Origin of the sequence: Sodalis sp. RH20, from assembly GCF_047324205.1 — a bacterium.
In the GTDB taxonomy this organism is placed as follows: Bacteria; Pseudomonadota; Gammaproteobacteria; order Enterobacterales; family Enterobacteriaceae; genus Acerihabitans.
On the sequence record NZ_CP178733.1, the window covers coordinates 2,635,250 to 2,659,474 of the forward strand.

Sequence of the window (24,225 nt, forward strand, 5' to 3'; positions counted from 1 at the left end):
CGGGCACATGACCTAAAATGATTGCAATTGGCTTTATTACGCGTCATTTCCAACTTCGCCGCACTTATTATGTCGGTTTTCAATCCTGGCTATAAAAAATATCGTCAAAGCCGGGATATAAAACCAGCCCGTAAAAACAGTAATCATCCATTTTTGTATTTTTAATGCATTTATGAATTAAGACCTGTACTCGGCCTTAAATTATTCCCGTTTTTATTTTTTAAGCCCCTATTTTCCCCCTGACGGTAAGACATATGTCACAAGCGTTCCACCACGATCGCCACCCCTAATCCCCCGCCGACACACAGGGTTGCCACGCCGAAGGTTTTGTCCCGGGCCGCCAGGGCATAGAGCAGCGTTACCAATATCCTGGCGCCGGAGGCGCCGATGGGATGGCCCAGGGCGATGGCGCCGCCATTGACGTTGGTTTTGTCTTCATCCAGCCCCAGCTCATGGCCCACCGCGGCGAACTGCGCGGCAAAGGCTTCATTGGCCTCGAACAGGTCAATATCACCGATACCCAGACCGGCCCTCTTCAGTGCCGCGCGCACCGCCGGCACCGGCCCGATACCCATAAACGCCGGGTCGACGCCGCAGGTGGCATAACCGCGGATCCGCGCCAACGGCCTGATATCGAGTGCGCGGGCCCGGGCTTCGTTCATTACCACCAGCGCGGCCGCGCCGTCATTGATGCCGGAGGCATTCCCCGCCGTGACGCTGCCCTCAGGCGCAAAGGCCGGACGCAGCCTGGCCAGGCCCTCGGCGCTGACATCCCCGCGCGGATGTTCATCCGTATCGAAAATAATGTCGCCTTTTTTTCCGGGCAAGATCACGGGCAGAATCTCATTACGGAACGCGCCGTTGCCAATGGCCGCCACCGCCCGCTGCTGCGATCGCAGGGCGATCTGATCCTGCTCCAGCCGGCTGATGTTATAACGGACGGCGACATTTTCCGCGGTGATGCCCATATGGTATTGATTAACACTGCAAAACAGTCCGTCATGCACCATGCTGTCGATAATGGCGCCTTCCCCCATCCGGTAGCCCCAGCGGGCTTTATCCAACAGATAAGGCGCCGCCGACATATTTTCCATCCCGCCGGCCAGGACAATCTGCGCATCGCCCGCGGCGATAGCCTGGGACGCCAGGATGACGCTTTTCAAGCCGGACCCGCAGACGACATTGACGGTGGTCGCCGGGGTCTTTTCATTAATGCCGGCATGCAGCATCGCCTGACGGGCCGGGTTTTGGCCCAATCCCGCCTGCAGGACATTACCCAGGAAAACCTCGTCGATAATATCGGGCGGGATACCGGCGCGCCTGAGGCTTTCCAGCGCCACCAGCGCGCCCAACCGGGGGGCGGCCAGCGACGCCAGACTGCCGCCAAAGCTACCGATTGCGGTACGCACGGCACTGGCAATAACACTTCCCGTCATATTGACCTCCTGCTGAATCTCATTATATTTCTCCAGGAAACCCTGTCTTATTAGAATGCCTGTTACGATTTAATCAGCGTCCGCTTTATCCCGATGAATAATCGCGGCAATTATTATTTCCGGCACATTGCCGGCGGTTGTTTTTGATAAAATTCATCCTATTCAGGTTCGGGTAAAAACCTATTTGATTCTCTTTTCGCCATTAACGAAGGCCGGGGTGTTCGCCGGATGTTGGCGTCAATGTTCCTATCGGCGTCACATCGGTTTGCCAAATCAAAATCAATGTCACGGCGCCGACCCCTACCAAGAGGAGATAAGCGCCGGTATATCCGCCCAGATAGGTCAATCCCAGCGCCAGAATGGAAAATGCGAAGCAGCGTACAATGGACTGGATGGGCGCGATAATGCCGATGGCCCGGATATAGGCTCTGCGCGGAAATTTAGTGGCAATCAGCGCGGTACTTAAATTGGTGGCGCCCGCCAGGCTAAAACCTATCATCAACAGAGAAATCCACAGGGTCAGCGTATTAAATTGGACGATGTTGATAACCACCGATACCATCCACCACAAGGTGTAAATGGAGATGGCCGCTTTAATGCCCACCTTTTGGTTTAGCCAGCCCCAGCCATAGGCGCCGAAGGTGCCGAACAGCGCAGCCAGGGTCATATAGAAGATGGCGGTGCCCAGTTCAAATCCCATGCCCATCAGGCGGGGCACAATCTGGCTCACCACCCCCACCAGCATGATATAGATACCGCCGGTGGCGATGCCCATGAACCAGACGTCCTTCATGCGAAGCAATTGACCGGTGGTGACCGGGCAAATGTAGTCTGAATGCGCGCGAATCCGTTCGGCCAGTTCCTCGGCGGTAATGGGCGCATTGTCCGGCGCGCAGCCGATGTCTTCCGGTTTGTTGGCGGCAAATAGCGCCACCAGCAGCGCGGTGGCGAACATCAGCAGCGAGACGCCCCAAAAGCCGTTATGCACGCCAAACCATGAGAAACACCCGGCCAGCACCGGCACGAAAAAGGCGCTGGAAAAGGTTTGCCCCATGGTGCACCAGCCCAGCGCCAGGCCCTGTTTACGGATAAACCAGTTGGCGATAAGAGCGGTTCCGCCCAGATAGGCGAAACCGGTGCCGAAAAAACAGACCCCGGCAAACAGTACGGTAAAACCGGTTAGCGTCCCCCAGTAGCCCAGCAGGCCGAAACACAAGCCGCAGGCGATAAGGCAGAAAACGATATTAAATTTCGGTCCCTTCTTTTCACACAGCTTGGCGCACAGGGGCCCCGCCAGGATTGAAGCCCAGGAGGCCGGGGTCGCCAGCGCCAGCAGCGCGTTGTACTCCAGGTTAAAGGTGTTGGATAAGGCGGGCAGGATCACATTCAAGCCATGCGTTACGGCGCCCGCGGCCAGCCAGAACATCAGGGCCTGGAAACAGATAATGGTCCATCCATGGAAGCCGAAACTGCTTTTGGTGGCGGAAAGATGATCGTCCCCCCGGGTAGTAAGATCGACAGTCTTCTGTGGCAGCGCCAGGTGTTTTTCTTGCCCAGTCATAATGGTCAGCTCGTTGTACGCAGTCGGGCCGCGCCCGGGGATGCGTAGTGGGTTTATCGGGATGTTGCGCACGGTTGCCGGTTTTCCGCCCCGGTTTCGACGTCATCGCCCGTGTCGTGATCTGGCGCAAATCTACCTGGAGCGCTTTTTATCACGGTGTCCTCCGGACGCTATATTTCCATGGTTTTCAAGACATCGGCCACAATCAGCCGCGGCTCGACCTGACGCTGGATGTCCTGTGGGGTCAATCCCGCCAGGAGTTCCACCAGCACCAGCCCGTCCGGGGTAACGTCAATCACGCACTGTTCGGTAACGATATGATTGACACAGCGTTTGCCCGTCAGGGGATAACTGCAGGCGTTGACGATTTTGCGTGCGCCATCTTTAGCGCAAAGCTCCATGGTGATAATGACCTTGCGGGCGCCGTTCACCAGGTCCATCGCCCCGCCCATGCCGAACACCCGGCCGGGCTGGGCCCAATTGGCCAGATCGCCGTTTTGCGCCACTTGCAGGGCGCCCAGCACCGACGCCGCCAGTTTGCCGGAACGGACCAGGCCGAAGGACTCCGCGCTGTCGAATGAACTGGCGCCGGGCACCGGCGCAAAACGCATGCCGGTGGCATTGCAGAATCCTTCCGTCGCCAGCATGCCCGAAGTGAGCGGACCCATGCCCACCAGGCCGTTTTCGGTATGGAACATTACGCCGGGCTGCGCGTAGTCGCCGCACAGGCTGGGAATGCCGATGCCCAGGTTGACCACATCGCCGGCGGAAAAATACCCTGCGGCACGCTTTGCTATCCTTTCACGGGCATTCATTGTCTTTCTCCTCGCGTTGTCAGGATCTTGTCCACATAGACGCCCGGGGTCACGATGCGATCCATGCCGTATTCCTCCAGGTCCACCAGCATGTCCGCATCCACCAGGGTTACCCTCGCCGCCTTGGCCACCAGTGGATTGAAGTTGCGCATGGTGCCGCGATAGGTCAGGTTGCCCAGCGGGTCGGCGGTACGGGCGCGCACCAGGGCGATATCCGCCCGCAACGCGGTTTCCAGCAAATACAGTTCTCCGTTTACCACCACCCGGTGTTTCCCTTCCTCTACTACGGTACCCAGGCCGGTTTTGGTCAGAACGCCCCCCAATCCCGAACCGCCGCAGCGGATCCGCTCCGCCAGGCTGCCCTGGGGCACCAGTTCCAGTTGGAGTTTTCCCGCCGCCACCAGCGCCACGGTTTCGGTATTGCGGCCGATATGGGAGGCGATAAGCTTATCCACCAGACCGTGATGAATCAGGCGGCCGATGGTGAGGTCGGCGTCGCCCGAATCGTTGGCAATCAGCGTGAAGTGCCTGGCGCCGCTGTCTATCACGCATTGGATCAGGTGATTGGGTACGCCGCAATTGGCGAACCCGCCGCAAATCAGCGTCTGGCCGTCTTGAAAAAGACGGGTGATGTCATCGGCTAAGGCATATTTTCCCGGCATGATTAATTCCTCGTCAGCAAAACCGCCACGCCCTGGCCGCCACCGACACAGAAGGCGATAACGGCCTTGTCCAGGTTGCGGCGCTTCATTTCATACAGGGTTTTCGCGGTGAGGATTGCCCCGGTGCCCGCCAGGGGATGTCCCAGGGCGATGGCGCCGCCATTGGGATTGACCCGTGCGGGGTCCATACCGATTTCCCGGATGCAGGCCAGCGATTGAGCGGCGAACGCCTCGTTCAGCTCCCATAAATCGATATCGCCTACCGCCAGTCCCGCCTGCTTTAGCAGTTTGGCGGTGGCGGGAACCGGTCCCAGTCCCATCAGGTTGGGATCCACTCCCGCCGCCGCGTAGCCGCGAAAGACGCCCAGGATCGCGTGGCCGTTTTTTTCCGCCAGCGAACGTTCCATCAGCACCATGGCACCGGCGCCGTCGCTCATGGGCGAGCTGTTGCCGGCGGTCACCACGCCGTCTTGTTTGAAACTGGGCCGCAGGGAAGCCAGGGCGTCCAGGGAACAATCGGTGCGCAGCGGCTCATCGCGCGACACCTGGGTTTGCCGGCCTTTTTTGTCGGTTACGGGCACCGGCACAATCTGCTCCTCAAACCGGCCCGCCTGCCAGGCGGCGCCGGCCAGCCGGTGGCTGCGCAACGCGAACTCGTCAAGCTGGCGGCGGGACAAACCGTACCTGGCGGCCACATTTTCGGCGGTGATGCCCATGGGCGGGTTGCCCAGACTATCCGGCGACGTATGGATATCGACAAAGCGCGGCGGCTGTACCGCATAGGCGCTGTCGTTTTTTTCCAGCTGCCAGGTGCGGCGGGAATCGCTTTCCACCCCGCCGGCGACAATAACGTCGGCGAAACCGGCCGCGATCTGGATAGCGCCGTAGGCCAGCGCGTTCAGCGACGCGGCGCACTGACGGTCCAGAGTTATCCCCGGTACGGAAACCGGCAGCCCGGCCTCCAACGCCACCATGCGGCCCATATTATTGATTTCGTTATTCATCAGGTTGGCGAATATCACATCATCAATGCTTTCCGGCTCGATGTTCGCGCGGGCCACCGCTTCCCTGACGGTAAGTGCGCCCAGGATATGCGCCGGTACCGCCGCCAACACGCCGCGGCATTTACCCACCGGGGTACGAACCGCCGATACTATGACTGCGTCTCTCATAACAACCTTCTTTTGCATGCCTGCAGGACCCGCTGGGCGGGCCCGGGTAAGGCCTGGTTTATAACGGCCGCAGCCCCAGCAGTTTTCTTGCCTGTTCGGGTGTGGCCACCTCTTTGCCGAACAAGCGGATTGCCTGTGCGGCGCGCTCCACCAACTGCGCATTGGACGCTTTTACGCCCTTGCGGAAATAGACGTTGTCTTCCAGCCCCACGCGGACATGCCCGCCCAACGCTATGGCGGCGTACAGCATGGACATATGCGCCTTGCCGACGCCAAATGCCGACCAGGTGGCCTCGGGAGGGATGTGCTCACGGAGATAAAGCAGGTTCTCTACCGTGGCGGGCATTCCCCCCGGCACGCCGAGGCAGAATTGATAATGCAGCGGCCCGGCCAGCTTGCCCTGTTCGAGAAAATACCCGGCGATGCCCAGCATGCCGGCATCGAAAATCTCCACTTCGGGTTTGATGCCCCGGGCGGTCAGCACCTCGCCGAGAGCGCCTAAAAACTGCGGGGAATTGATAAACACGCCGCCGGGCATCCAGTTAAAGGAACCCGCGTCCCAGGACGCCATTTCTATCCCGTTCAGGTTGGCCACATGCTCCTGCCGCTGCTTATCGCTGGCCCGATGGTCGCCGGAGGTGGTGCAGTTGATAATCACATCGCAGTCATGGCGGGCGCGCAGCAGACGGATGGTTTCGGCAAATTTTCCGCTGTCCATCGTACCCAGCCCCCGATCGTCGCGCATATGGAGATGAACGATGGCGGCGCCCCGCTGCCAGCAGCGGTACGCGTCCGCGGCAATTTCTTCGGGCGTCAGCGGAATATTTTCATTGATGTCTTTTGGTGTCACCGCGCCGGTCAATGCGGCGGATATGATGACGTCGTTCCCTGTATTCATGGACCTGCCCCGCTTGCGATTGGTAGGAATTTTTGCCGGCAAAAGGATGCCCGGACGCACCGGCAGGCAACGTGACGTGCCGGTACGCGCGCCGCCGGCAACGGTGCCGCGGCGACAATAATCAAATGCGCCGTGTCGTTTTCCGGTACGGCGACCCGGCGACTGGCCGCCGCCGGCGATAGGCAATGGCGGTTCATCCATTGCCGGATCGGCCCTGTTACCTGATTTCGTCTTCTTCCTGGCCGCCGTTGACGCGCGGACGTATGACCTTGCCTTTCTTCTCGGCCGCCTTGACCAGCTCAGCCTCTTCGTGCGCCCAGTGCCAGTAATTGACTTCGTGGGGGCTGTGTTCGGTGGCGGTGACGAACATTTCGGTGGAGAAGGCGTTGCGCAGCTCATTGGCGATATCTTCTTTCCATGCTTTTCTGAGCTGCTGAGTGGTAATGCGGCGGGTGACGCGGCTGCCGGTACGCATAATAAGTTCGGCGATTTCCTGCGCCCGCGCGTAGCAGGATTCCGTATCCGGACAGATCTCGTTAACCATCCCCAGGGCCAGGGCCTTGCGGGCCGTGATGATCTCGCCGGTCAGTTCCGCATAGGCATATCTCTTGCGGCCCATCAGTTCCCGCCAGGCGATGCCGATGCCGTCACCGGGCACCATGTTGACGCGAAAGTGCATATCCGTGGTCCACGCATCTTCGGTGCAAAGGGTAAGATCGCTGAAAAGCACCAGATCGGTATGGAAAGCGGCGCCGTTCCATACGCCGATGGTGGGCACTTCCACATCGAATACTTGACCTTCGATATCGTTGGTACCGTCATAGTATTGATACTCGTACATCTTCCAGGCTTCTTCCGGCGCGGAGTTGAACTCGGTTGCCGGGCCCCAGTTGCCCTTATCGTCAAGCCGGCCGATGCCCTTCATAAAGTCCTTTCCCGTCCCGCCCAGGATGATGACCTCGTTATCGGGATCCCTGCCGGCCCAGTCGAAAAAGTAGTGAAGAGCCTGGTGCGCGGGCGCCCCCCATTGCAGGCTGTCGCCGTTGGTATGCAGCCGGGCTTCGAGAATGCCGTTTTCCCGTTTCATGGTGAAGCAGTGTTTCAGTTTCTCCGCATACTCTTCGAAACGCATATGGGGAATTGTTCCCAATTCCTTATGGGACATTTCTTTTCGTTTTCCGTGATCAGACTCGTAATTGGCTTTAATCGCCATGGTTTACTCCTTTATAGCTTTATTAGAATCTCTTGGAAGCAACACAAGTTAAATGATGTGATATACATTTTCGGTCCGGTGCTTTCGGGCAATAAAAACGTACCATCGCTGTACAAATGGTGGAAATTCTTTTTATTTTTCCGGCTATGCATTTTCGACATAACCATTGTGGCGATGTTACCGCAGGCGCAGATTTTGCCTGAAGAACATAGGTGACCCGCATCATAAAAAACAAGAAAATAGCGTATTGCGCATGCCGATTGCCGTTAAGGGAACTGGACTATATTCAGCATATTTATCAATAGGAAATTAAATTCTTTCACAGGCGGAAAGAGGAGGCTAAATATTACGCGCAAGAGGACCATAAAGAGATATATAGCTATATGATAAAATGCAATGAAGGTTTGATATAGCGCATTGGGGAGGGTAAGCGGGATGGCATCTTAATTTACTGTTTTAAGAAAGATTTAAACTCTTTCAAAAATATGGCCACCGAGGGATTGGTATTTTTGCTGTCCCACACCAGTTCCAGGTTAAACCAGCAGTCCTGTTCGGCAATGTCCAGCATAACGCAGTTCTGGCCGGTCAGGTATCCGCGGTGCCTGGGCATCAGGAGCACCGCGCGGTCGCTAAATTCCAGGTTAAAGCAGCAGGTCTTAAGATTGGGGTATTCTTTATCCAGGGTGAAATCAATGTTACGAATGGTCAAGAAACGGGTGCTGTATTCATCGGACAAGGAAAATTCCCGTGGATCAATGCGCATTATCGGCCATTCGCTGACCTCGCGCAAAGAAACGCTGCCGCGTCCGGCCAGGGGATGGCATTTATTGACCACCGCGCACAGCGGATCGGTTTGAAAAGGCAGCGTGCAAAATCTCGATTCATTGGCCATAAAATTAGGCCTGATAAGAAATCCCATGTCGCTGGCGTGATTATCCAGTAACGCGAGGGCCTCATCCAGCTCGCTGTCACGGCATTCTATAAGGATATCGCTATGGGTGGCGCGGAACTGCGTCAGGAAAGTAATCAAGAATTTCTGGATGGCTTCCCCCAGAAACGTCACGGCAAGCCGACGGCGGCTTTTGCCGGTAAAAGAATGGATCGCCGATATGGACGTCTCATACTGTAATAATATTTTCCCTGCTTCTTCGGTAAATAATTTCCCCGCGGTGGTCAGTTCGACTTTATGTGTATCGCGTTTAAAAAAACTAGCGCCAAAATATTCTTCCAAGTATTTCATATGCCGGCTTAATACCGGCTGGGTGATATTCATTTTCTGCGCGGCTTTACTAAAATTCAGTGTTTTTGATAATAAAACGAATTCATGTAAAAGTTGTGTTTCCATGATAGTTCTCTAGCCACTGAATAATACATATCCTTATCCTACTGGAGAGCCACCGGCTAAACCGTGAGACTCATCAAAGGCTTTACTCCGCCAGGGCTTTCGTTATGAAGTTTTCGCATAATCGCCATTAAACGACGGCATAAGTCAGACAGATGTAATTAAAATGTGAGTTAAATGTGTACTGCCGGGCGCAGGTTGCGTGATAGGGCCAGGGTAGGATGCGCGGCCAAATATTCGCCCTGTTACCGGGTGACGCCCGTCCTTGCTTTTCCATTTCATGCCTAAGCTCAGCCATATTTAATCTTTGACCCGCGCTGGCGGGGTTGTTAGCTTTTTTGTCTGACAAAAGAAATAGCCTTTGCGGGATGACAGACCATGACATCTGAGGTTTTAACGGATATTTTCGGGGAGAAGCTGGTGGGTTGGCGCAGGGAGCTGCATCAATATCCGGAATTATCCAATCACGAATTCCAGACGACGCAAAAAATCAGGCAATGGTTAAGCGAAGCGGACATCCCTCTCCTGCCGCTCGCGCTGAACACCGGCGTGGTCGCGGAAATCGGCCGTGGCGACGGGCCGATCGTCGCCTTGCGCGCCGATATCGACGCCCTGCCCATTGATGAGCAATCGGACCGGCCGTTCAGTTCACGTAACCCCGGCGTCATGCATGCCTGCGGTCATGATATCCACACCTCGATTATGCTGGGCGCCGCGCTGCTGCTGAAAGAGCGGGAGGCCGATCTGGCCGGTAAAGTCCGGATCCTGTTCCAGCCGGCCGAGGAAACCTTCGACGGCGCCCGGCAACTTATCGACGCCGGCGCGCTGGAGGGCGTGAGCGTGATCTTCGGCGGCCATAACGCCCCCGATTTACCGGTGGGCGAATTCGGCACCCGTTCCGGACCGCTGCATGCCAACGTCGACCGCTTTGAAATCCTGGTTAACGGTAAAGGCGCCCATGCCGCCCGTCCCGAGGAAGGCGTCGACAGCATCGTGCTGGCGGCGCATATCATCACCGCGTTGCAAACCTTGCCCAGCCGCGCCTTTAGCGCCCTGGAATCGGTGGTGTTAAGCGTCACGCGCATCAACGGCGGCAATACCTGGAATGTGCTGCCGCAGCAGGTGGAACTTGAGGGCACAGTGCGCACCCATAATACGGCGGTCCGGGCCAGGATGCCGGAAAAAATCACCCGCCTGATTGAACATATCGCCGCCGGCTTCGGCGCCCATGCCGAACTGCGCTGGCACGCCGGGCCGCCGGTACTGGTAAACAGCGCTGAATGGGCGGATTTCACCAAGGACGTGGCGGCCCGGGAGGGTTATCGGGTCCACGATCTGCCGCCGCTGATGGGCGGCGAAGACTTTGCCTTTTATCTGCACCGCTTGCCCGGCGCGTTCGTCAATATCGGTTCGGCCAGCGCCTTCGGCCTGCATCATCCGCGTTTCGATCCCGCGGAAGCGCTCATCGCCCCGGCGGCGCGCTATTTCACGCGCCTGGCGCATGAGACGCTGCATAAGCTGCGGCGCTGAGCGTCGGGAGCCGATAGCGCGCGGCCGGCGCTCAGGCGCGGCGCCGGGGGCCGGCTACAATCGCTGGCCTCCGCTGGCGTCGATGCGCTGCCCGGTTATCCAGCGGCCGCCCTCGCCGGCCAGAAACGCCACCACCTCCGCGATATCTTCCGGCTGGCCCACCCGGCCCAGCGCCACGCTTTGGCTGATCACCGCCGCGGACCGCGGATCGGCGGCGCGCGGGTTCATCGCCGTGGCGGTCGCGCCCGGCAATACGGCATTCACCGTGATGGCCCGGCTTCCCAGCTCAGCCGCCAGCAACACGCCGAGGCTTTCCAGCGCCGCCTTTGCGGGCGCATAGGCCGCCATTTCCGGGAAAGCGGCCCGGGTACTCATGGAGGAAATATTGATTATCCGCCCGCCGTCCCGCAGCAGCGGGATGGCGCGCTGGATAATGAAAAACGGCGAAATAAAATTGACCTGCAGCGTATCGGCCAGCCGCTGCGGCGTGACTTCCGCGATAGCCGCCCGTCCGCCCTGCCCGGCGTTATTGACCAGGATATCAAACCGCGGCGCGCCGAAAAGCCGGGTCAACTCAGCCTGCAGGCGGTCCATCAGCAGCTGCGCGCCCGTGCTCTCTTCCAGCGACGCCTGCAGGATAAAGGCGCGGCCGCCCGCCCGTTCAATGTCATCGGCCACGCGCGCCGCGTCCTCCCGCGCACGGCGATAATGCACGGCCACCGCCACGCCCTGTCGGGCCAGCGCCAGCGCAATGGACCGGCCGATACCGCGGCTGGCGCCGGTGACCAGGGCTATTTTAGGCATGGTCCGGCTCCGTCGCTGCCAGGGGGTTATCCCACCCCTGACGCGCCTCCAGCAGGCGCGCCAGTTGCGTCAGCGCATGGCGGTCCACTTTATTGGTGCCCGCCCAGGGCAATTCGGCCAGGAAGGCGATACGCCGCGGATGCTGGTAGGCCGGGCCGTGCGCGAGGGCATACTGCTTTAAGGCATCCGGGCTCAGGGCGCTGTCGGGCTGTAGCACCACAAACGCCACCGGCACCTGACTGCGCTCCTCATCGGGCAGCGGTACCACGCAGACCTGACGCACATGGGGATGGGACTCAAGCGTTTTCTCCACCTCCACCGGAAAAATATTCTCGCCGGAGCAGACAAACATATCATCCGCGCGGCCGGTAAAATAATAAAATCCCTGTTCATCGCGTCGCATGACATCACCGCTGTAATACCAGCCCCCGCGAAACACCTGGCTGCTTTTTTCCGGCAGGCCGAGATAACCCGGGGTCACCGCCGGGTTGCGCATGCAGAGCACGCCGTCGTTTTCCGTTTCCCCGTCCACCAGCTTCACTTCTCCCGCCGCAAGCGGGTATCCCAGCGCCAGCGGCGGAGTGGGCAACCCGTCGGGATGAGGACCGAACACCGCCGGCCCCGCCTCGGTGGTGCCATAACCGTGGGTGATGGTCGCCGTGGGAAACGCCTGCTGGATACGGTTGAGCAACGAGAGCGACATGGGGGCGGACCCGAGCATCAGGCGGTTGAGGGCGGAGTAATCCCGCCCGGCCAGCAGGCGCGGATCGCGCAACAGCCGGGCGAACATGGTCGGCACGGCGGTGACGATATTGATACGGTAATCGGCAAGGGCGGCGGCATAGCGCTGGGCGTCGAATGCCGGCAGCACCACCAGCAAGCCGTTAACCGCAAAGACCCGTTTGGTGAGAAATAAGCCGTTCATATGAAACAAGGGCTGCGCCAACAGGTAACGCGCCTGCGGCGCGTCCGGCTCCACGCCGCCGCTGCGGGTGGCCTCCAGCGCCCACAGCTGCCCCTGGTGGGTCAGCGGCACGCCTTTCGGCCGCCCGGTGGAGCCGGAGGTGTAAAGAATCATCGCCACCTCCCCCGGCAGGGGTTGCACGGTGTCGAAAGCCTGCGGCTTGATACGCCGCCGGAAAGCGTCCTCGCCGTCGCCGTCAAAGTTCACCAGCGGCAGTTTGCCTTTTAAAAGCGCGTAACGCGCCTCGTCCACAAACGCCAGGCGAATTTGCGCGTCGGCCACCAGGTATTCCAGCGTCTCGATCGGTACTTTGATATTGAGCGGCACCGCGACCAGCCCCGCCCGCATAATGCCGAAATACGCGGCAATGTATTGCGCGCTGTTAAGCGAGGCGATGGCGACGGTACTGCCCCGGGGCAGGCCAAGATCGCTCAGGTAGCGGGCGACGCCGCCGGCCAGCTCATCAATCTGCCGATGGCTCCAATGGCGCGGGCGGGCGGGATCGCCCAGGTCAATCAGCGCATCACGCTGTAAATCCCCGCGGCGGACGATCAGATCGCCCAGGTTGTGGTGATGAAACGGCATAGCGACTCCTTTATAACGCCGGTGGCGGTAATTGCGCGGCGTCAACGTCAAATAAGGGAAAATGGCAGGCGACCTGTCGTTGGTCGCCGCCGGCGCGCAGCGACGGACGCTCCACCCGGCAACGTTCTTTGGCGCGCGGGCAGCGGGTGTGAAACGGGCAGCCGGGCGGCGGGGAAATTGGGCTGGGCAATTCGCCCGTCAGCAGGTTGCGGCTGCGCGCTGCGCGGGGATCCGCCACCGGCGCCGCCGCCAGCAGCGCGGAAGTATAAGGATGGGCGGGTTTGGCCCACACCTGGCGCGTGGGACCGCTCTCAACGATGCGTCCCAGGTACATGACCAGCAGCCGGTCGGCGATATATTCCACTACGGAAAGATCGTGGGAAATGAACAGGTAGGCCACGCCGGTGCGCTGCTGGATATCGCGCATCAGGTTAATCACCTGCGCCCGCACCGATACGTCCAGGGCGGAGACCGGCTCATCGCAGATGATAACCTTAGGCTCCAGGATTAACGCCCGGGCAATGCCGATGCGCTGACGCTGGCCGCCGGAAAACTCATGGGGAAACCGTGAGGACGCCGCCGCGGGCAATCCCACCAGTTCCAGCAGCTCGCCGACCCGCCGCCGGATTGCCGCCCCCTGCCAGCCCGCCGCCTCAAGCGGCCGGCCGATGCTTTTTCCCACGCTTTGGCGCGGATTAAGCGACCCCTGCGGGTCCTGGAACATCATCTGCATATCCGCCCGATAGGGTAGCAAGGCTTTGCGGCCTAAATGGGTAATGTCGGCATCGCCGATATGTATGCTGCCGCCGGTACTGGGAATTAACCGCATCACCGCCTTGCCCAGGGTGGATTTGCCGCAGCCCGACTCCCCCACCAGCCCGACGGTTTCACCGCGGCTGAGGGTCAGATCCACCCCAGACAGGGCGAATACCCGCCCGTCGCGGGTGGGATAACCAACCTGCAGATTGTTTACGCTAAGCAATGGTTTCATCAGTGCCGGCCTCCGTTGACCCAGCGTAGCGGCGCGGGCTGCGCCTGCGCTTGCGCCACCAGGCAGGCGGCCCGGTGCGCCGGACGCAGAGGCGTCAGCTCCGGCCGCTGCAGGGCGCACGCGGGCGTTGCCTGCCGGCAGCGCGCCGCAAAAGCGCAGCCCGCGGGTAATTCCGCCAGGGCCGGCACCCGTCCCGGGATATCCACCAGCCGCTCATCCGGCCGTCCCGGGGTCGGCGTGGCGCGCAAGAGTCCCTGCGTATAGGGATGCAGCGGATAGTCGAACAGTTCCAGCACCGGCGCTTCCTCGACGATTTTGCCGGCATACATCACCGCCACACGCTGGGCCATGGCCGCGACCACGCCCAAATCGTGGGTGATAAGCATCAGCGCCATGCCGGTATCCGCCTGCAGCTCCCGCAGCAGCGCCAGTATTTGCGCCTGTATGGTCACATCCAGGGCGGTTGTGGGTTCGTCGGCGATCAATACCGCCGGCTTGCAGGCGATGGCCATGGCGATCATGACCCGCTGCGCCATGCCGCCCGATAATCGATGCGGATATTCATCCATGCGCCTGGCCGGGTCGGGAATATGTACCTGCTCCAACAGGGCGACGCCGCGGCGCCAGGCTTCGCGCCGCGACAGGCCTAAATGCACCCGCAAGACCTCGCCCAGCTGATCGCCGACGGTTTTCACCGGATTAAGCGAGCTCATCGGGTCCTGAAAAATCATCGCCAGCCGATTTCCGCGCAGTTGCCGCATCCGCCTTTCGCCCAGCGCCACCAGATTTTGTCCTTCAAACCGTATTTCTCCGCCGCTCAAATGCGCCGGGGGGGTGGGCAGCAGCCCCATCAGCGCCAGCGCGGTAAGGGATTTTCCGCAGCCCGACTCGCCCACCACCGCCAGGGTTTCGCCAGCCGCGAGGGTCAGGGAGATACCGTCCAGCGCGGTCACGCTGCCCTGGCGCCCGCGCAGTTCGACGCGCAGGTCGCTGACCTCCAGCACGCTGCTCATAGGCGATCCCTGAGCTTCGGGTTCAGGGCATCGTTCAGCCCGTCGCCAATCAGGTTCAGCGCCAGCACCGCCAGCATAATCGCCACGCCCGGCACCGCGCAGATATACCAAGAGGAGCGGATAAGCGTGCGCCCTTCCCCCACCAGCCGGCCCCAACTGGCCAGATTGGGATCGCCAAGGCCGAGGAAGGAGATAACGGATTCGTACAGGATCGCCCCGGCAACCACCAGCGACGACAGCACGATCACCGGCGGCATGACATTGGGCAGGATTTCGCCCAGGGCGATGCGCAGATTGCCCATGCCGCAGGCCCGGCACGCGAGCACGAACTCGCGATCCTTGAAGGACAGGAATTCGGCCCGGGTCAGCCGGGCGATGGGCTGCCAGGAAACCAGGCCGACGGCGATAATAATGTTTTCTATCCGCGGGCCCAGCACCGCCACCACGGTCAGCACAAACACCACGTTGGGAATGATCTGGAACAGCTCGGCGATGCGCATCAGCACTTCGTCGATCCAGCCGCCAAACCAGGCGGCGGCGGCTCCCACGGCCACGCCGAGCGTGGTGGCCACCAGGCTGGCCACCAACCCGATAAGCAGGGTGGCGCGCGCGCCGTGGACGATAAGCGCCGTGATGTCGCGACCCAGGGAGTCGGTGCCCAGCGGATAGCGCCAATCGGTAAAGGGCCAAATCTCCGGCATGGCCACAATGCGCAGCGGGTCGACGGGATAAAGCCAGCCCGCCAGCAGCGCGGCGGCGGCGATGACCAACACAATCAGCGCGCCGCATACCGCGCCGCGATGGCGGCAAAACCGGCGCAGCAGCGCCAGGCGCGGCGCGGCGGCGGGCAACAGGGGGACGACTACAGACATATTTCAGCTCCCAATCCGCGGGTCCAGGCGGGAATACGCCACGTCCACCAGGATATTCACCACGATCACCACCAGCGAGCTAAGCACCAGCACCCCCATCACCACGGGAAAATTGCGGCTCATCACGCTGTCGAACAGGACCTGGCCGATGCCGGGCCAGCTGAACACGGATTCCACCACGACGCTGCCGCCCAGCACGGTGCCCAGTTGCAGGCCGAACAGGGTTACCACCGGCAACAGGGCATTGCGCATCATATGCCCGGTTATTACCCGCAGCCGGCTCAGGCCCCTGGCCCTGGCGGCGCGCACAAAATCCAGCTGGGCGATTTCCAGCATCGAGGCGCGCATCACCCGCGCGTAGGTCGCGGCATAAAACAGGCCCAGGGTCAGCGCCGGCAGCACCAGATGATGGACGATATCCGCCACCCGTCCCCAGGGCCGCTCATCGGCGCCGATGGTTTCCATCCCGCCCACCGGAAACCAGCCGAGTTTTACCGAGAACAGGATAATCATCATGATGCCGAGCCAGAAACCCGGCGCGGCGAAACACAGCACCGCCAGCGCCGATATCAGTGTGTCCCAGGCGCTGTTGACTTTTATGGCGGCCAGCACGCCGGCGCCGACGCCCACCAGCAGGGCCACCGCGATGCTTGCCAGCATCAGCAGCAACGTGGCGGGCAGGTGCGATAAGATGACGTCCAGCACCGGCAGGTTGTGCCGGTAGGAAAAACCCAGATCCAGCCGGGCCACCGCGCCGATATACTTCAGCAACTGCAGCCAGGCCGGCTGATCCAGCCCGTATAACGCGCGCAGCCGCTCGATCATCGCCGGGTCGGTAACCTGCTGTTCTGCGGTCATCACGTCCAGCAGGCTGCCGGGCACGCATTTCATCAATACGAAATTGATGATGACCACCCCGAGCAGCAGCGGCACCGCTTGCAACAGGCGGCGCAGAATAATGCGCATCATGCCGCTACCCCGCCAGCCAGACGTCGTTCAGGGACGTGCCCTGGACATTGGCATCGGTGGTGAAGTTGCGGACGTTGGCGCGCGCCAGGGTGTAGGACTGCATTTCCACCAGAGGCACGATGGGCACGTCGGTGCTGGCCAGCCGGGAAAATTGCTGGATCAATGCGCGGCGTTTGGCCTCGTCCACCTCCACTGTGATAGCGCTTACCAAGTCGTCCATCGCCGGATTGCTATAGCCGGTGGCGTTGCGGAAAGCGGCGCCTTTAACGATGCCGTCGCTGGTAAAAAACTGGGTTACCGTCGGTACCGGCTCCAGCGGGGCGGTAAAGTTGGAAATAGCGATATCATAATCGTAATCGCTGTAAATGCGTTTCAGCGCCGTGGCGCGATCCACCGAATCGAGCCGCACGGTGATATTGAGATCCTCCAGGGCCTGTTTCAGGTATTGGCCCAGCTTGGCGTTCTCCTCGAACCAGGCCGCCGCCAGCAGGTTGACGGTAAACCGGCTGCCGTTTTTCACCGGCAGGCCGGCGGCATCCAGCAGGGCGGCCGCTTTTTTAACGTCAAATTCATAGCGGGGCACGTCGTCGGTGAAAAACAGGCTGTTGCTGCTGAAAATCGGCGCCACCGCCGGTTTCCCCCGACCAAAATAGATCGTGTTGACGATGAAATCACGGTCGATGCCATGCAGGATCGCCTGGCGCACTTCACGGCGCTTAACCACCTCGCGCCGCTGGTTAAACTCCACCGTTACCGTCCAGGCGCTGTTTTCATACCCGCTGGTATCAAGCACCACCTGGCCGGTTTTCAGCAAGCGGTCGATTTCCCTGGCGGGCACGGGGTTCGAATAGCCGAGTCCCAGTTCCCCGGTTTCCAGGGCGGCGGTACGCGACGCCGCGTCGCTCCACCACCTGACCAGCAGTTTGTCGAGATAGGGCTGGCCGGGCGACCAATAGCTATCGTTGCGGCGGTATTGCACATAGCTGCCGCGCGTCCATTTATCGAAAATCCATGGGCCGGTGCCTACCGGCTGGTTATTCAGCGGATGGGTCAGAATGTCCCTGCCCGCGTATAAATGTTTCGGCAGCAGCAGTTGGTATTGGCCCGCCAGTATGGATTTGAGGAAAAACTCAGGTACCGGATGATCAAAACTCAGCCGTACGTGATGGGCATCCAGGGCGGTGGCGGCGTTCAGGGCTTTCAGGGCGATACCGGCTGAAATGGCCTTCCAATGCTCGACAACGTTGTAGACGACGTCGTCCGCGGTAAAATCGGCGCCGTCATGCCATTTCACTCCCTGGCGCAGGGTGATGTCATAACTTTTATAGTCGGCGGCAGGCACCACCGATTCGGCCAGCGCCGGCTGAAAATGCAGCGTATTGTCGAGCTTCAGCAAACGCTCCAGTATTTTGGTTGACGTCTGGAAAGGCGATGAACCGCCGCCGCCCGGCACAAACAGCGCCTGAGGCTCAAGTCCCCCCCAGGAGATGACCAGGGTACCGCCGCGGCGCGCCGCGCCGCCCGCCACCTCGGCGGCGCTGGCGTTGGTCGCCAGCCCCAGGCCGGGGATGCCGCTGGACAACGCCGCAAGCGATCCCCCCACCCCCAGGATGCCGAGGAATTTACGCCGTGAAAAATGTCCGTTCATGATGAAACTCCCGGTTGTGCAACGCCGGTGGCGTAGCTTGCGCGGCCGATAGCCAGTAATTGTTGTTGTCCGTTAAATACGTCCACGTCGGCGACGCCGACGGTACGGCCTGAGCGCCTGACGCGGGCCACCACCCGCAGGGAGGTATTCACCGCCGGGCGCAGGTAATCGACACGAAAATTGATGGTGGGCAAACCGGTTCCGACCATCATTGCCAGCGCGAAGTCGCCGACGGTATCGATAATCGAGGCCAGCGGTCCGCCATGCCACTGGCCGCTGCCGGCGCTGCGCTCGAACTCCGCCCGCATCGGCACCGTTACCGTCAGGGTCTGCTGATCGTAATCCACCGCCTCCACGCGCAGCTGCAGCCAGGCGATAAACGGCGATAATCGGAACTTTTCCTCGATTTGCGTTTTGCTCAGCCGCGCGCTCATACCACCACCACCTTGCCGATCACCTGGCGTTGCTCCAGCGAGGCCAGCGCCTGCGCGCCCTGCTCCAGCGGCCATTGGCGATCGATCAGGACGTTAAGCCGTTTGTCGCGCACCTGATCCAGCAACTGATGCAGGTCATCGCGCTCCCAGCCATTGGCGCCGCGGATCTGCAATTCATAGGTCCAGATGTAGCGCAAATCCTCGACGGGATTAAAACCGGCGGTGGCGCCGCAGGTCAGCAGCCGCCCCCCCACGCGCAGGCAGCGCAGGGATTTAACCCAGGTATCGCCGCCGGTAAAATTGACCACCACATCCACGCCGCCCGGCACGGCGGCGTGGCGCGACCGCGCGGGCTTGCCGAAGCGCTGGAACACTTCTTTGGCAAAGTCCTGTTCGGTGTAGCGGATGATATGGTCGGCGCCGACGGCGCGCAGGCGTTCGGCTTTCTCCTCGCTGCCGGCGCAGGCAATCACCTGCGCGCCGGCCAGCTTCGCCAGTTGCACGCAACAGACCCCTACGCCGCCGCTGGCGCCGAGGATCAAGACCTTTTCCCCGGCCTGTATCTGGCCGATAGTCACCATCATGCGCCGGGCGGTGCCGTAGGCCACCGGCAGCGCCGCCGCTTCCGCGAAGCTGATTTCATCGGGCAAAGCGATCAGCTGATGGGCCGGCACCCGGCATAGTTCGGCCAGGCCGCCGTGGGTGGTCTCGCCCACCAGTCCGCCGTCAACCCGGTTTATCGGGTCCACCACCACGCGGTCGCCGATATGCCAACCGGTCACCCCTTCGCCCAGGGCGACGATCTCGCCGGCCACATCCAGGCCGATAATCAGCGGCAGGGGCAGCGTAATGCCCGGCATGCCGCGCCGGGTAAACACATCATGGTAATTGAGTGAGGAGGCGCGCACGCGCAGCACCACATCCCCCCTGCCGGCGATGGGATCGGGAAAAGCGTTTTCCAGCCGCAGCTTCTCATTACCGCCATGTTCACGTAATACGATGGCTTTCATGCTTAACGAACCTTAAAATAAAGAAAATCAAGAGGCTGCGAACAGCAGGGCGACATTGAAAGCGTGGTCGGCGCTAACCAGCAAGGTATCCGGCGCCGGGGATAAGGCCTGGATGCCGCTGCGCTGAAAATAGTCGGTGGTGGCGCTCAGCGACGAGACCGCAAATTCCAGCGCCACCATGCGCTCGGCGCCGTTTTCGCCTGCCGGGACCGGGCCATACAGCCCGGCGGCCCGCTGCGGGGTGATAAATCGCACCCGGGTTTTGCCCGCCTGCAGCCAATAGCCGCCCTGGCCGTCGTCATGAATAGCCTTATGACCAAACAGCGTGCCGTAAAGGCCGGCCACCGCCGCGGGGTCGGCCGCGGCAATCACAAAGGCGCTGATATCGACGACGCCGTTGGGATGCCGGCGCCATGGGGCGCGCCAGACCAGTTCCGGCGTTTCATGCTGGCAAAAAAAACTGCGGCCGTTTTTTATCCGCCCGGCGGCCAGCCTGACGGTACGAAAACGGGCTTCAGGCCGGCTGCCGTCGGGCAGCGTCACGGGACGGAAAAACGAGGCGGGGGGATCGCCGGCCAGACCGACGGATTGCAGATGGCGGTAGACCGCATCGGCGTCAGTGGTTTTCCACACCAGGCCGGTGAGCCCGAGGGGCGCGTTCCACAGGTCCTGGCGTTTATCGGCGTTGCCCGCCTCAAACCCCAGCAGCTCAAAATAGTTTTCGCCAAAAATGGCCAGATGGTTGCTGGAGCCCAGGGAATGGTGACCGCGCGGCGTCAACTGGAACCCTAAAAGCGTAAATAATCGCTGCGTTTCATCAAGCTTGCCCGCGACGTTAATCACCGCGTGATCCACTACCGGAATTAAGGCATCCATTAACTTTTACCTGACTATCCAATAACTAAACAGAGGTATAACTCTAACCAAGGCATGGACGGATGCAAAAGTACAAATCCGGTAAAGGTTAACCGGAAACCGGCTAACCGAATCGCCGCCAGTCGTGTGGATGCGTCAGGGTATTGCTGGACGTCGGGAACGGCGCTCAGTGCGCCAGGGTAAACTCGGAAAGGGGCTTTGCGGGGGACAACGAAAACGACGCCTTCATATCGCGAACCTCTTCCATGGGGCTGCGGCCAAAGAATCGCTTGAATTCGCGACTGAACTGCGAGGGGCTGTCATAGCCGACCCGGGACGAAGCGGATGCCGCGGTCAGGCCATCACGGATCATCAGTAGCCGGGCCTGGTGCAATCGCGTCGACTTGATGTACTGGATGGGCGATGTTTGGGTCACCGTCTTGAAATGGGCATGAAAGGCAGGCACGCTCATGCCGGCTTCGCCGGCTAAATGCGCGACATCCAATGACTGCGCATAATCGGCATGGATCCGGCGCAATGCCTTGGCAACGCGGCCGAACTGGCCCTGATGCGCCAAAGCCGCCCGCATGGCGCCCCCTTGTTCCCCGACCAGTACGCGGTAATAAATCTCCCTCACCACCGCGGGGCCCAATATGTGCGCGTCGCGCGGACAGGTCATGATTTCAAGCAATCGCAGCGTGGCATCGGCCAATGCGCCGCTCAGCGGGGTCGAGGCGATACCCAAGGGCATGCCGGGCACGGCCTGTGGGCCAGAATGATTTATTTGCAACATCAAATCGGCCACTTGCGTCAGATCTAAGCTTATGGCGACGGCCAGCATCGGCTCGGATGCGCTCGCCTCGGTTTGGGTGGAAAAGGGCAAGGGCACCGACAATACCAGGTAATGCTGGGCGTCATAAACATAGACATCGCTGCCAAGAAAGCCGCGCTTACGTCCCTGGCAAACAATCACGATGCTCGGTTCGTATAAAACGGGCGTTCGTCCCAAAGGCCGGTCCGAGCGCATAAAGCGAACGGCATCCAGCGCGGACAGCGTGTAGCCCTCATTGGGCGCCAATTGCATCAGCAGCGCCGACATCCGCTGGGTGGTGGTGTCCTCGATTGCCGCCATATGCCATCGTCTCCCGTTGCGGCCGTTCAGAGGAATCAGCCATCGTTTCGCCAACCTTAAGGGAAATAAATCACCAGCGCAATAGGAATAGGCAATGATGCAATAGCCATGGCTATTCCCGCAACGGCGCCCCGCTCCTACTATAGGCCTTCGGCCCGTTATTGTTGCCAGGACACAGGAGGCACCCGTCATGAATCACAACAGGTACGTCGGCGTTTGGGTGACAGCCGATGGCTACATTCGCCATGAGCTGCTTGCCAACGGCCGCTACGACGAGGCCCGGGGCACGCGCAAAAGCGCTTATCAGGGCAGCTACCGCATTGAAGGCGATCATATCCTGTATTGCGACGATACCGGCTTTTCCGCCGACGGCGACTTCCGTGACGGCGTTTTATACCACGCCGGCATGGTGCTGCGCCGCGAGATAACCCACTGAAAAGGAGTCAGCCATTATGGCCGTAACTACAGAATCCAAAGTCATCCTTATTACCGGCGCCAGCAGCGGCATCGGCGAGGCCACCGCGCGGCTTCTCGCCAGCCAGAAACACCAGCTCGTCATCGGCGCCCGCCGCACGGAGCGGCTGGCCGCGCTGGCCGGGGAGATCCAGGCCGGCGGCGGCTCGGTCTGCTTTCGGGCGCTCGACGTCACATCGGCAAAGGACGTCGATGACTTTGCCAGGTTTGCCCAAGAGACCTTTGGCCGCATCGACGTCATCGTCAACAATGCGGGCGTCATGCCGCTTTCGCCTCTGGCCGCGCGCAAGGTGGACGAGTGGGATCGGATGATCGACGTGAATATCCGCGGCGTCCTGCACGGCATCGCGGCGGTGCTGCCCGTCATGACGCAACAGGGCCATGGCCAGGTGATCAACGTGTCTTCCATCGGCGGGCTGTCGGTATCGCCCACGGCGGCGGTGTATTGCGCAACCAAATACGCGGTACGCGCCATCTCCGACGGCCTGCGCCAAGAGTCCGACGCGATCCGCGTAACGGTTATCTGCCCGGGCGTGGTCGAATCGGAACTGGCCGACCAGATTTCCGACGAAACGGCCCGCAACGCCATGCGCGAATTCCGCCGCATCGCATTAACGCCGGATGCCGTCGCGCGCGCCATAGCCTATGCGATCGCGCAGCCCGACGATGTCGACGTTAGCGAAATCGTCGTTCGACCCACGGCCAGTCCCTACTGATTTTATCAACCCTTCGCAGTTGCAAGGGGTGCGCGGGATATCCGGAATATCACGCAAAACGTCCAGCATGGACAAAGCAGGCTATCCCGTCGGCGCGGTGGCCATGACCTTAATCAAGGGACATATCATGAAAACAACTGAGAAAATAGGGTTCATTACGGGTGAGTCGAAAGGCATCGCCAATGAACTGGCATTGCAGAAGATGCAGGATGTGCGTGCAGACATCGATGCCTGGCAGGGAACGGCGCAAGCGACCGACTTCACCGATTGACCGCCTGCGCGCGCCATTTAACGGGCCCGGGGGGGAATGAGGTAAAAGACGGCCGGCCTGATATTGCGGCGCTGGCATGTCGGCTATTGCGGCCGTTGATCTTGCCGAGACTGTCGTTGATACTGGCATACGCCCGGATTGTCCCGCCCGCAACGGCGCCATAGGCGGGGCGCCGCAAACCTATCCCGGAGAGACTATGTACACAGACCAGCGCTTTGCCGCTTTCCTGTTCGATATGGACGGCACCCTGCTCAACTCCATTGCCTCGGCCGAACGCGTCTGGTCGCGCTGGGCCGCGCGGCACGGGCTGGACGTGGCGACGTTTCTGCCCACCATCCACGGGGTGCGCAGTGTCGAAACCATTCGCCGCCTGAACCTGCCGGGCGTCGACCCCGAGGCCGAGGCCCGGGCAATCACCCAGGCGGAGATCGAGGATACCGACGGCATCGTCCCGATTGCCCATGCCCCGGATTTCCTGGCCGTGCTGCCACCGGACCGCTGGGCTATCGTTACATCCGCCCCGCGGGAACTGGCCTTGCGCCGCCTGCGGGCCGCCGGACTGAGGGTGCCTGCGCTGCTGATAAGCGCCGAAGACGTGGTCCGCGGCAAACCCGCGCCTGACTGCTACCTGATGGCCGCCGATCGGCTGGGGGTCGACGCCGGCCGGTGCCTGGTATTCGAAGACGCGCCGGCCGGGATTGCCGCGGCTGAAGCGGCGGGGGCCAGGGTGGTGGTCATCACGGCGACGCACCGCCATCCGATGCGGGTTCGCCACCTTGCCCTGGCGGATTATGGCGAATACCGGGCAGCGGCGGATACCGGCGGGCTGATACTGGCGCGGCGGTAAATCAGGGCGGC

General features: G+C 60.8%; 24 protein-coding genes. 5 read left to right on the forward strand and 19 right to left on the reverse strand.

Annotated features, from left to right (window positions below; translation table 11 throughout):
• Positions 1-257: 257 nt before the first annotated feature.
• The 8 genes from ACL2XM_RS12200 to ACL2XM_RS12235 all read right to left on the reverse strand — a co-directional run bounded on the left by ACL2XM_RS12200 (position 258) and on the right by ACL2XM_RS12235 (position 9,102).
• Positions 258-1,436 (reverse strand): acetyl-CoA C-acetyltransferase, encoded by a 1,179-nt coding sequence (locus tag ACL2XM_RS12200; protein ID WP_413733030.1) that lies wholly within the window; start codon positions 1,434-1,436, stop codon positions 258-260.
• 202 nt (positions 1,437-1,638) lie between these two features.
• Positions 1,639-2,997, reverse strand: coding sequence for an MFS transporter (locus ACL2XM_RS12205; RefSeq protein WP_413722548.1), 1,359 nt, complete (start codon positions 2,995-2,997; stop codon positions 1,639-1,641).
• Positions 2,998-3,167: 170 nt separating this feature from the next.
• Positions 3,168-3,812 carry a 3-oxoacid CoA-transferase subunit B gene (locus ACL2XM_RS12210; protein ID WP_413728585.1) on the reverse strand — a complete coding sequence of 215 codons (645 nt, stop codon included), beginning with the start codon at positions 3,810-3,812 and terminating at the stop codon, positions 3,168-3,170.
• The gene (locus ACL2XM_RS12215; RefSeq protein WP_410015548.1) at positions 3,809-4,474 is read right to left on the reverse strand and encodes a 3-oxoacid CoA-transferase subunit A; all 666 of its coding nucleotides are present in this window, start codon (positions 4,472-4,474) and stop codon (positions 3,809-3,811) included. The genes ACL2XM_RS12210 and ACL2XM_RS12215 overlap by 4 nt, the downstream gene beginning before the upstream one ends.
• Positions 4,475-4,476: 2 nt before the next feature.
• Entirely contained in the window at positions 4,477-5,646 is a 1,170-nt protein-coding gene (locus ACL2XM_RS12220; protein WP_413733031.1) for a thiolase family protein, read from the reverse strand.
• Positions 5,647-5,704: 58 nt separating this feature from the next.
• On the reverse strand, positions 5,705-6,745 hold the full coding sequence (locus ACL2XM_RS12225; protein ID WP_413730604.1) for a 3-keto-5-aminohexanoate cleavage protein: 1,041 nt from the start codon (positions 6,743-6,745) through the stop codon (positions 5,705-5,707).
• Between the two features lie 16 nt (positions 6,746-6,761).
• Complete coding sequence (locus ACL2XM_RS12230) at positions 6,762-7,757, reverse strand: enoyl-CoA hydratase/isomerase family protein (protein WP_413730605.1); 996 nt, start codon at positions 7,755-7,757, stop codon at positions 6,762-6,764.
• Positions 7,758-8,205: 448 nt separating this feature from the next.
• Positions 8,206-9,102, reverse strand: coding sequence for a LysR family transcriptional regulator (locus tag ACL2XM_RS12235; protein ID WP_413733034.1), 897 nt, complete (start codon positions 9,100-9,102; stop codon positions 8,206-8,208).
• Between the two features lie 375 nt (positions 9,103-9,477).
• On the opposite strand from ACL2XM_RS12235, the gene ACL2XM_RS12240 reads away from it, so the two are divergent.
• Complete coding sequence (locus ACL2XM_RS12240; RefSeq protein WP_413733036.1) at positions 9,478-10,629, forward strand: amidohydrolase; 1,152 nt, start codon at positions 9,478-9,480, stop codon at positions 10,627-10,629.
• 54 nt (positions 10,630-10,683) lie between these two features.
• Here ACL2XM_RS12240 and ACL2XM_RS12245 read toward each other — a convergent pair whose 3' ends face one another.
• The 11 genes from ACL2XM_RS12245 to ACL2XM_RS12295 all read right to left on the reverse strand — a co-directional run bounded on the left by ACL2XM_RS12245 (position 10,684) and on the right by ACL2XM_RS12295 (position 21,906).
• Positions 10,684-11,433, reverse strand: a complete 750-nt coding sequence (locus ACL2XM_RS12245) for an SDR family oxidoreductase (RefSeq protein ID WP_413733037.1) — start codon at positions 11,431-11,433, stop codon at positions 10,684-10,686.
• Positions 11,426-12,982 carry a class I adenylate-forming enzyme family protein gene (locus tag ACL2XM_RS12250; RefSeq protein WP_410015555.1) on the reverse strand — a complete coding sequence of 519 codons (1,557 nt, stop codon included), beginning with the start codon at positions 12,980-12,982 and terminating at the stop codon, positions 11,426-11,428. The genes ACL2XM_RS12245 and ACL2XM_RS12250 overlap by 8 nt, the downstream gene beginning before the upstream one ends.
• Before the next feature lie 10 nt (positions 12,983-12,992).
• Positions 12,993-13,973 (reverse strand): ABC transporter ATP-binding protein, encoded by a 981-nt coding sequence (locus ACL2XM_RS12255; protein WP_413733038.1) that lies wholly within the window; start codon positions 13,971-13,973, stop codon positions 12,993-12,995.
• Positions 13,973-14,986 carry an ABC transporter ATP-binding protein gene (locus tag ACL2XM_RS12260; protein ID WP_413730609.1) on the reverse strand — a complete coding sequence of 338 codons (1,014 nt, stop codon included), beginning with the start codon at positions 14,984-14,986 and terminating at the stop codon, positions 13,973-13,975. The genes ACL2XM_RS12255 and ACL2XM_RS12260 overlap by 1 nt, the downstream gene beginning before the upstream one ends.
• Positions 14,983-15,858, reverse strand: a complete 876-nt coding sequence (locus ACL2XM_RS12265) for an ABC transporter permease (RefSeq protein WP_410015558.1) — start codon at positions 15,856-15,858, stop codon at positions 14,983-14,985. The genes ACL2XM_RS12260 and ACL2XM_RS12265 overlap by 4 nt, the downstream gene beginning before the upstream one ends.
• A 3-nt stretch (positions 15,859-15,861) precedes the next feature.
• Complete coding sequence (locus ACL2XM_RS12270; RefSeq protein WP_410015559.1) at positions 15,862-16,827, reverse strand: ABC transporter permease; 966 nt, start codon at positions 16,825-16,827, stop codon at positions 15,862-15,864.
• Between the two features lie 4 nt (positions 16,828-16,831).
• Positions 16,832-18,475, reverse strand: coding sequence for an ABC transporter substrate-binding protein (locus tag ACL2XM_RS12275; RefSeq protein ID WP_410015560.1), 1,644 nt, complete (start codon positions 18,473-18,475; stop codon positions 16,832-16,834).
• A complete protein-coding gene (locus tag ACL2XM_RS12280; RefSeq protein WP_410015561.1) occupies positions 18,472-18,909 on the reverse strand; it encodes a PaaI family thioesterase in 438 nt (145 codons plus the stop codon). Before ACL2XM_RS12280 ends, ACL2XM_RS12275 begins: the two co-directional genes overlap by 4 nt.
• Positions 18,906-19,919 (reverse strand): zinc-binding dehydrogenase, encoded by a 1,014-nt coding sequence (locus tag ACL2XM_RS12285; RefSeq protein ID WP_410015562.1) that lies wholly within the window; start codon positions 19,917-19,919, stop codon positions 18,906-18,908. The genes ACL2XM_RS12280 and ACL2XM_RS12285 overlap by 4 nt, the downstream gene beginning before the upstream one ends.
• Positions 19,920-19,946: 27 nt before the next feature.
• A complete protein-coding gene (locus ACL2XM_RS12290; protein WP_410015563.1) occupies positions 19,947-20,795 on the reverse strand; it encodes a VOC family protein in 849 nt (282 codons plus the stop codon).
• 166 nt (positions 20,796-20,961) lie between these two features.
• A complete protein-coding gene (locus ACL2XM_RS12295) occupies positions 20,962-21,906 on the reverse strand; it encodes an AraC family transcriptional regulator N-terminal domain-containing protein (RefSeq protein WP_410015564.1) in 945 nt (314 codons plus the stop codon).
• A 190-nt stretch (positions 21,907-22,096) separates the two neighbouring features.
• On the opposite strand from ACL2XM_RS12295, the gene ACL2XM_RS12300 reads away from it, so the two are divergent.
• The 4 genes from ACL2XM_RS12300 (at position 22,097) to ACL2XM_RS12315 (ending at position 24,214) form a co-directional block, all read left to right on the forward strand.
• On the forward strand, positions 22,097-22,342 hold the full coding sequence (locus ACL2XM_RS12300; protein WP_413730611.1) for an Atu4866 domain-containing protein: 246 nt from the start codon (positions 22,097-22,099) through the stop codon (positions 22,340-22,342).
• Positions 22,343-22,358: 16 nt separating this feature from the next.
• Positions 22,359-23,096: an SDR family oxidoreductase gene (locus tag ACL2XM_RS12305; RefSeq protein ID WP_413733040.1), complete on the forward strand. Its 738-nt coding sequence runs from the start codon at positions 22,359-22,361 to the stop codon at positions 23,094-23,096.
• Between the two features lie 67 nt (positions 23,097-23,163).
• Positions 23,164-23,367 (forward strand): hypothetical protein, encoded by a 204-nt coding sequence (locus ACL2XM_RS12310; RefSeq protein ID WP_413733041.1) that lies wholly within the window; start codon positions 23,164-23,166, stop codon positions 23,365-23,367.
• Positions 23,368-23,563: 196 nt separating this feature from the next.
• Complete coding sequence (locus ACL2XM_RS12315; protein WP_413722534.1) at positions 23,564-24,214, forward strand: HAD-IA family hydrolase; 651 nt, start codon at positions 23,564-23,566, stop codon at positions 24,212-24,214.
• The last annotated feature ends 11 nt before the right edge of the window (positions 24,215-24,225 follow it).

Coding starts and splice junctions, on each gene's coding strand:
- ACL2XM_RS12200 (WP_413733030.1), bottom strand. CDS start 1,436: ATGACGGGAAGTGTTATTGCCAGTGCCGTGCGTACCGCAATCGGTAGC.
- ACL2XM_RS12205 (WP_413722548.1), bottom strand. CDS start 2,997: ATGACTGGGCAAGAAAAACACCTGGCGCTGCCACAGAAGACTGTCGAT.
- ACL2XM_RS12210 (WP_413728585.1), bottom strand. CDS start 3,812: ATGAATGCCCGTGAAAGGATAGCAAAGCGTGCCGCAGGGTATTTTTCC.
- ACL2XM_RS12215 (WP_410015548.1), bottom strand. CDS start 4,474: ATGCCGGGAAAATATGCCTTAGCCGATGACATCACCCGTCTTTTTCAA.
- ACL2XM_RS12220 (WP_413733031.1), bottom strand. CDS start 5,646: ATGAGAGACGCAGTCATAGTATCGGCGGTTCGTACCCCGGTGGGTAAA.
- ACL2XM_RS12225 (WP_413730604.1), bottom strand. CDS start 6,745: ATGGATGAACCGCCATTGCCTATCGCCGGCGGCGGCCAGTCGCCGGGT.
- ACL2XM_RS12230 (WP_413730605.1), bottom strand. CDS start 7,757: ATGGCGATTAAAGCCAATTACGAGTCTGATCACGGAAAACGAAAAGAA.
- ACL2XM_RS12235 (WP_413733034.1), bottom strand. CDS start 9,102: ATGGAAACACAACTTTTACATGAATTCGTTTTATTATCAAAAACACTG.
- ACL2XM_RS12240 (WP_413733036.1), top strand. CDS start 9,478: ATGACATCTGAGGTTTTAACGGATATTTTCGGGGAGAAGCTGGTGGGT.
- ACL2XM_RS12245 (WP_413733037.1), bottom strand. CDS start 11,433: ATGCCTAAAATAGCCCTGGTCACCGGCGCCAGCCGCGGTATCGGCCGG.
- ACL2XM_RS12250 (WP_410015555.1), bottom strand. CDS start 12,982: ATGCCGTTTCATCACCACAACCTGGGCGATCTGATCGTCCGCCGCGGG.
- ACL2XM_RS12255 (WP_413733038.1), bottom strand. CDS start 13,973: ATGAAACCATTGCTTAGCGTAAACAATCTGCAGGTTGGTTATCCCACC.
- ACL2XM_RS12260 (WP_413730609.1), bottom strand. CDS start 14,986: ATGAGCAGCGTGCTGGAGGTCAGCGACCTGCGCGTCGAACTGCGCGGG.
- ACL2XM_RS12265 (WP_410015558.1), bottom strand. CDS start 15,858: ATGTCTGTAGTCGTCCCCCTGTTGCCCGCCGCCGCGCCGCGCCTGGCG.
- ACL2XM_RS12270 (WP_410015559.1), bottom strand. CDS start 16,827: ATGATGCGCATTATTCTGCGCCGCCTGTTGCAAGCGGTGCCGCTGCTG.
- ACL2XM_RS12275 (WP_410015560.1), bottom strand. CDS start 18,475: ATGAACGGACATTTTTCACGGCGTAAATTCCTCGGCATCCTGGGGGTG.
- ACL2XM_RS12280 (WP_410015561.1), bottom strand. CDS start 18,909: ATGAGCGCGCGGCTGAGCAAAACGCAAATCGAGGAAAAGTTCCGATTA.
- ACL2XM_RS12285 (WP_410015562.1), bottom strand. CDS start 19,919: ATGAAAGCCATCGTATTACGTGAACATGGCGGTAATGAGAAGCTGCGG.
- ACL2XM_RS12290 (WP_410015563.1), bottom strand. CDS start 20,795: ATGGATGCCTTAATTCCGGTAGTGGATCACGCGGTGATTAACGTCGCG.
- ACL2XM_RS12295 (WP_410015564.1), bottom strand. CDS start 21,906: ATGGCGGCAATCGAGGACACCACCACCCAGCGGATGTCGGCGCTGCTG.
- ACL2XM_RS12300 (WP_413730611.1), top strand. CDS start 22,097: ATGAATCACAACAGGTACGTCGGCGTTTGGGTGACAGCCGATGGCTAC.
- ACL2XM_RS12305 (WP_413733040.1), top strand. CDS start 22,359: ATGGCCGTAACTACAGAATCCAAAGTCATCCTTATTACCGGCGCCAGC.
- ACL2XM_RS12310 (WP_413733041.1), top strand. CDS start 23,164: ATGGACAAAGCAGGCTATCCCGTCGGCGCGGTGGCCATGACCTTAATC.
- ACL2XM_RS12315 (WP_413722534.1), top strand. CDS start 23,564: ATGTACACAGACCAGCGCTTTGCCGCTTTCCTGTTCGATATGGACGGC.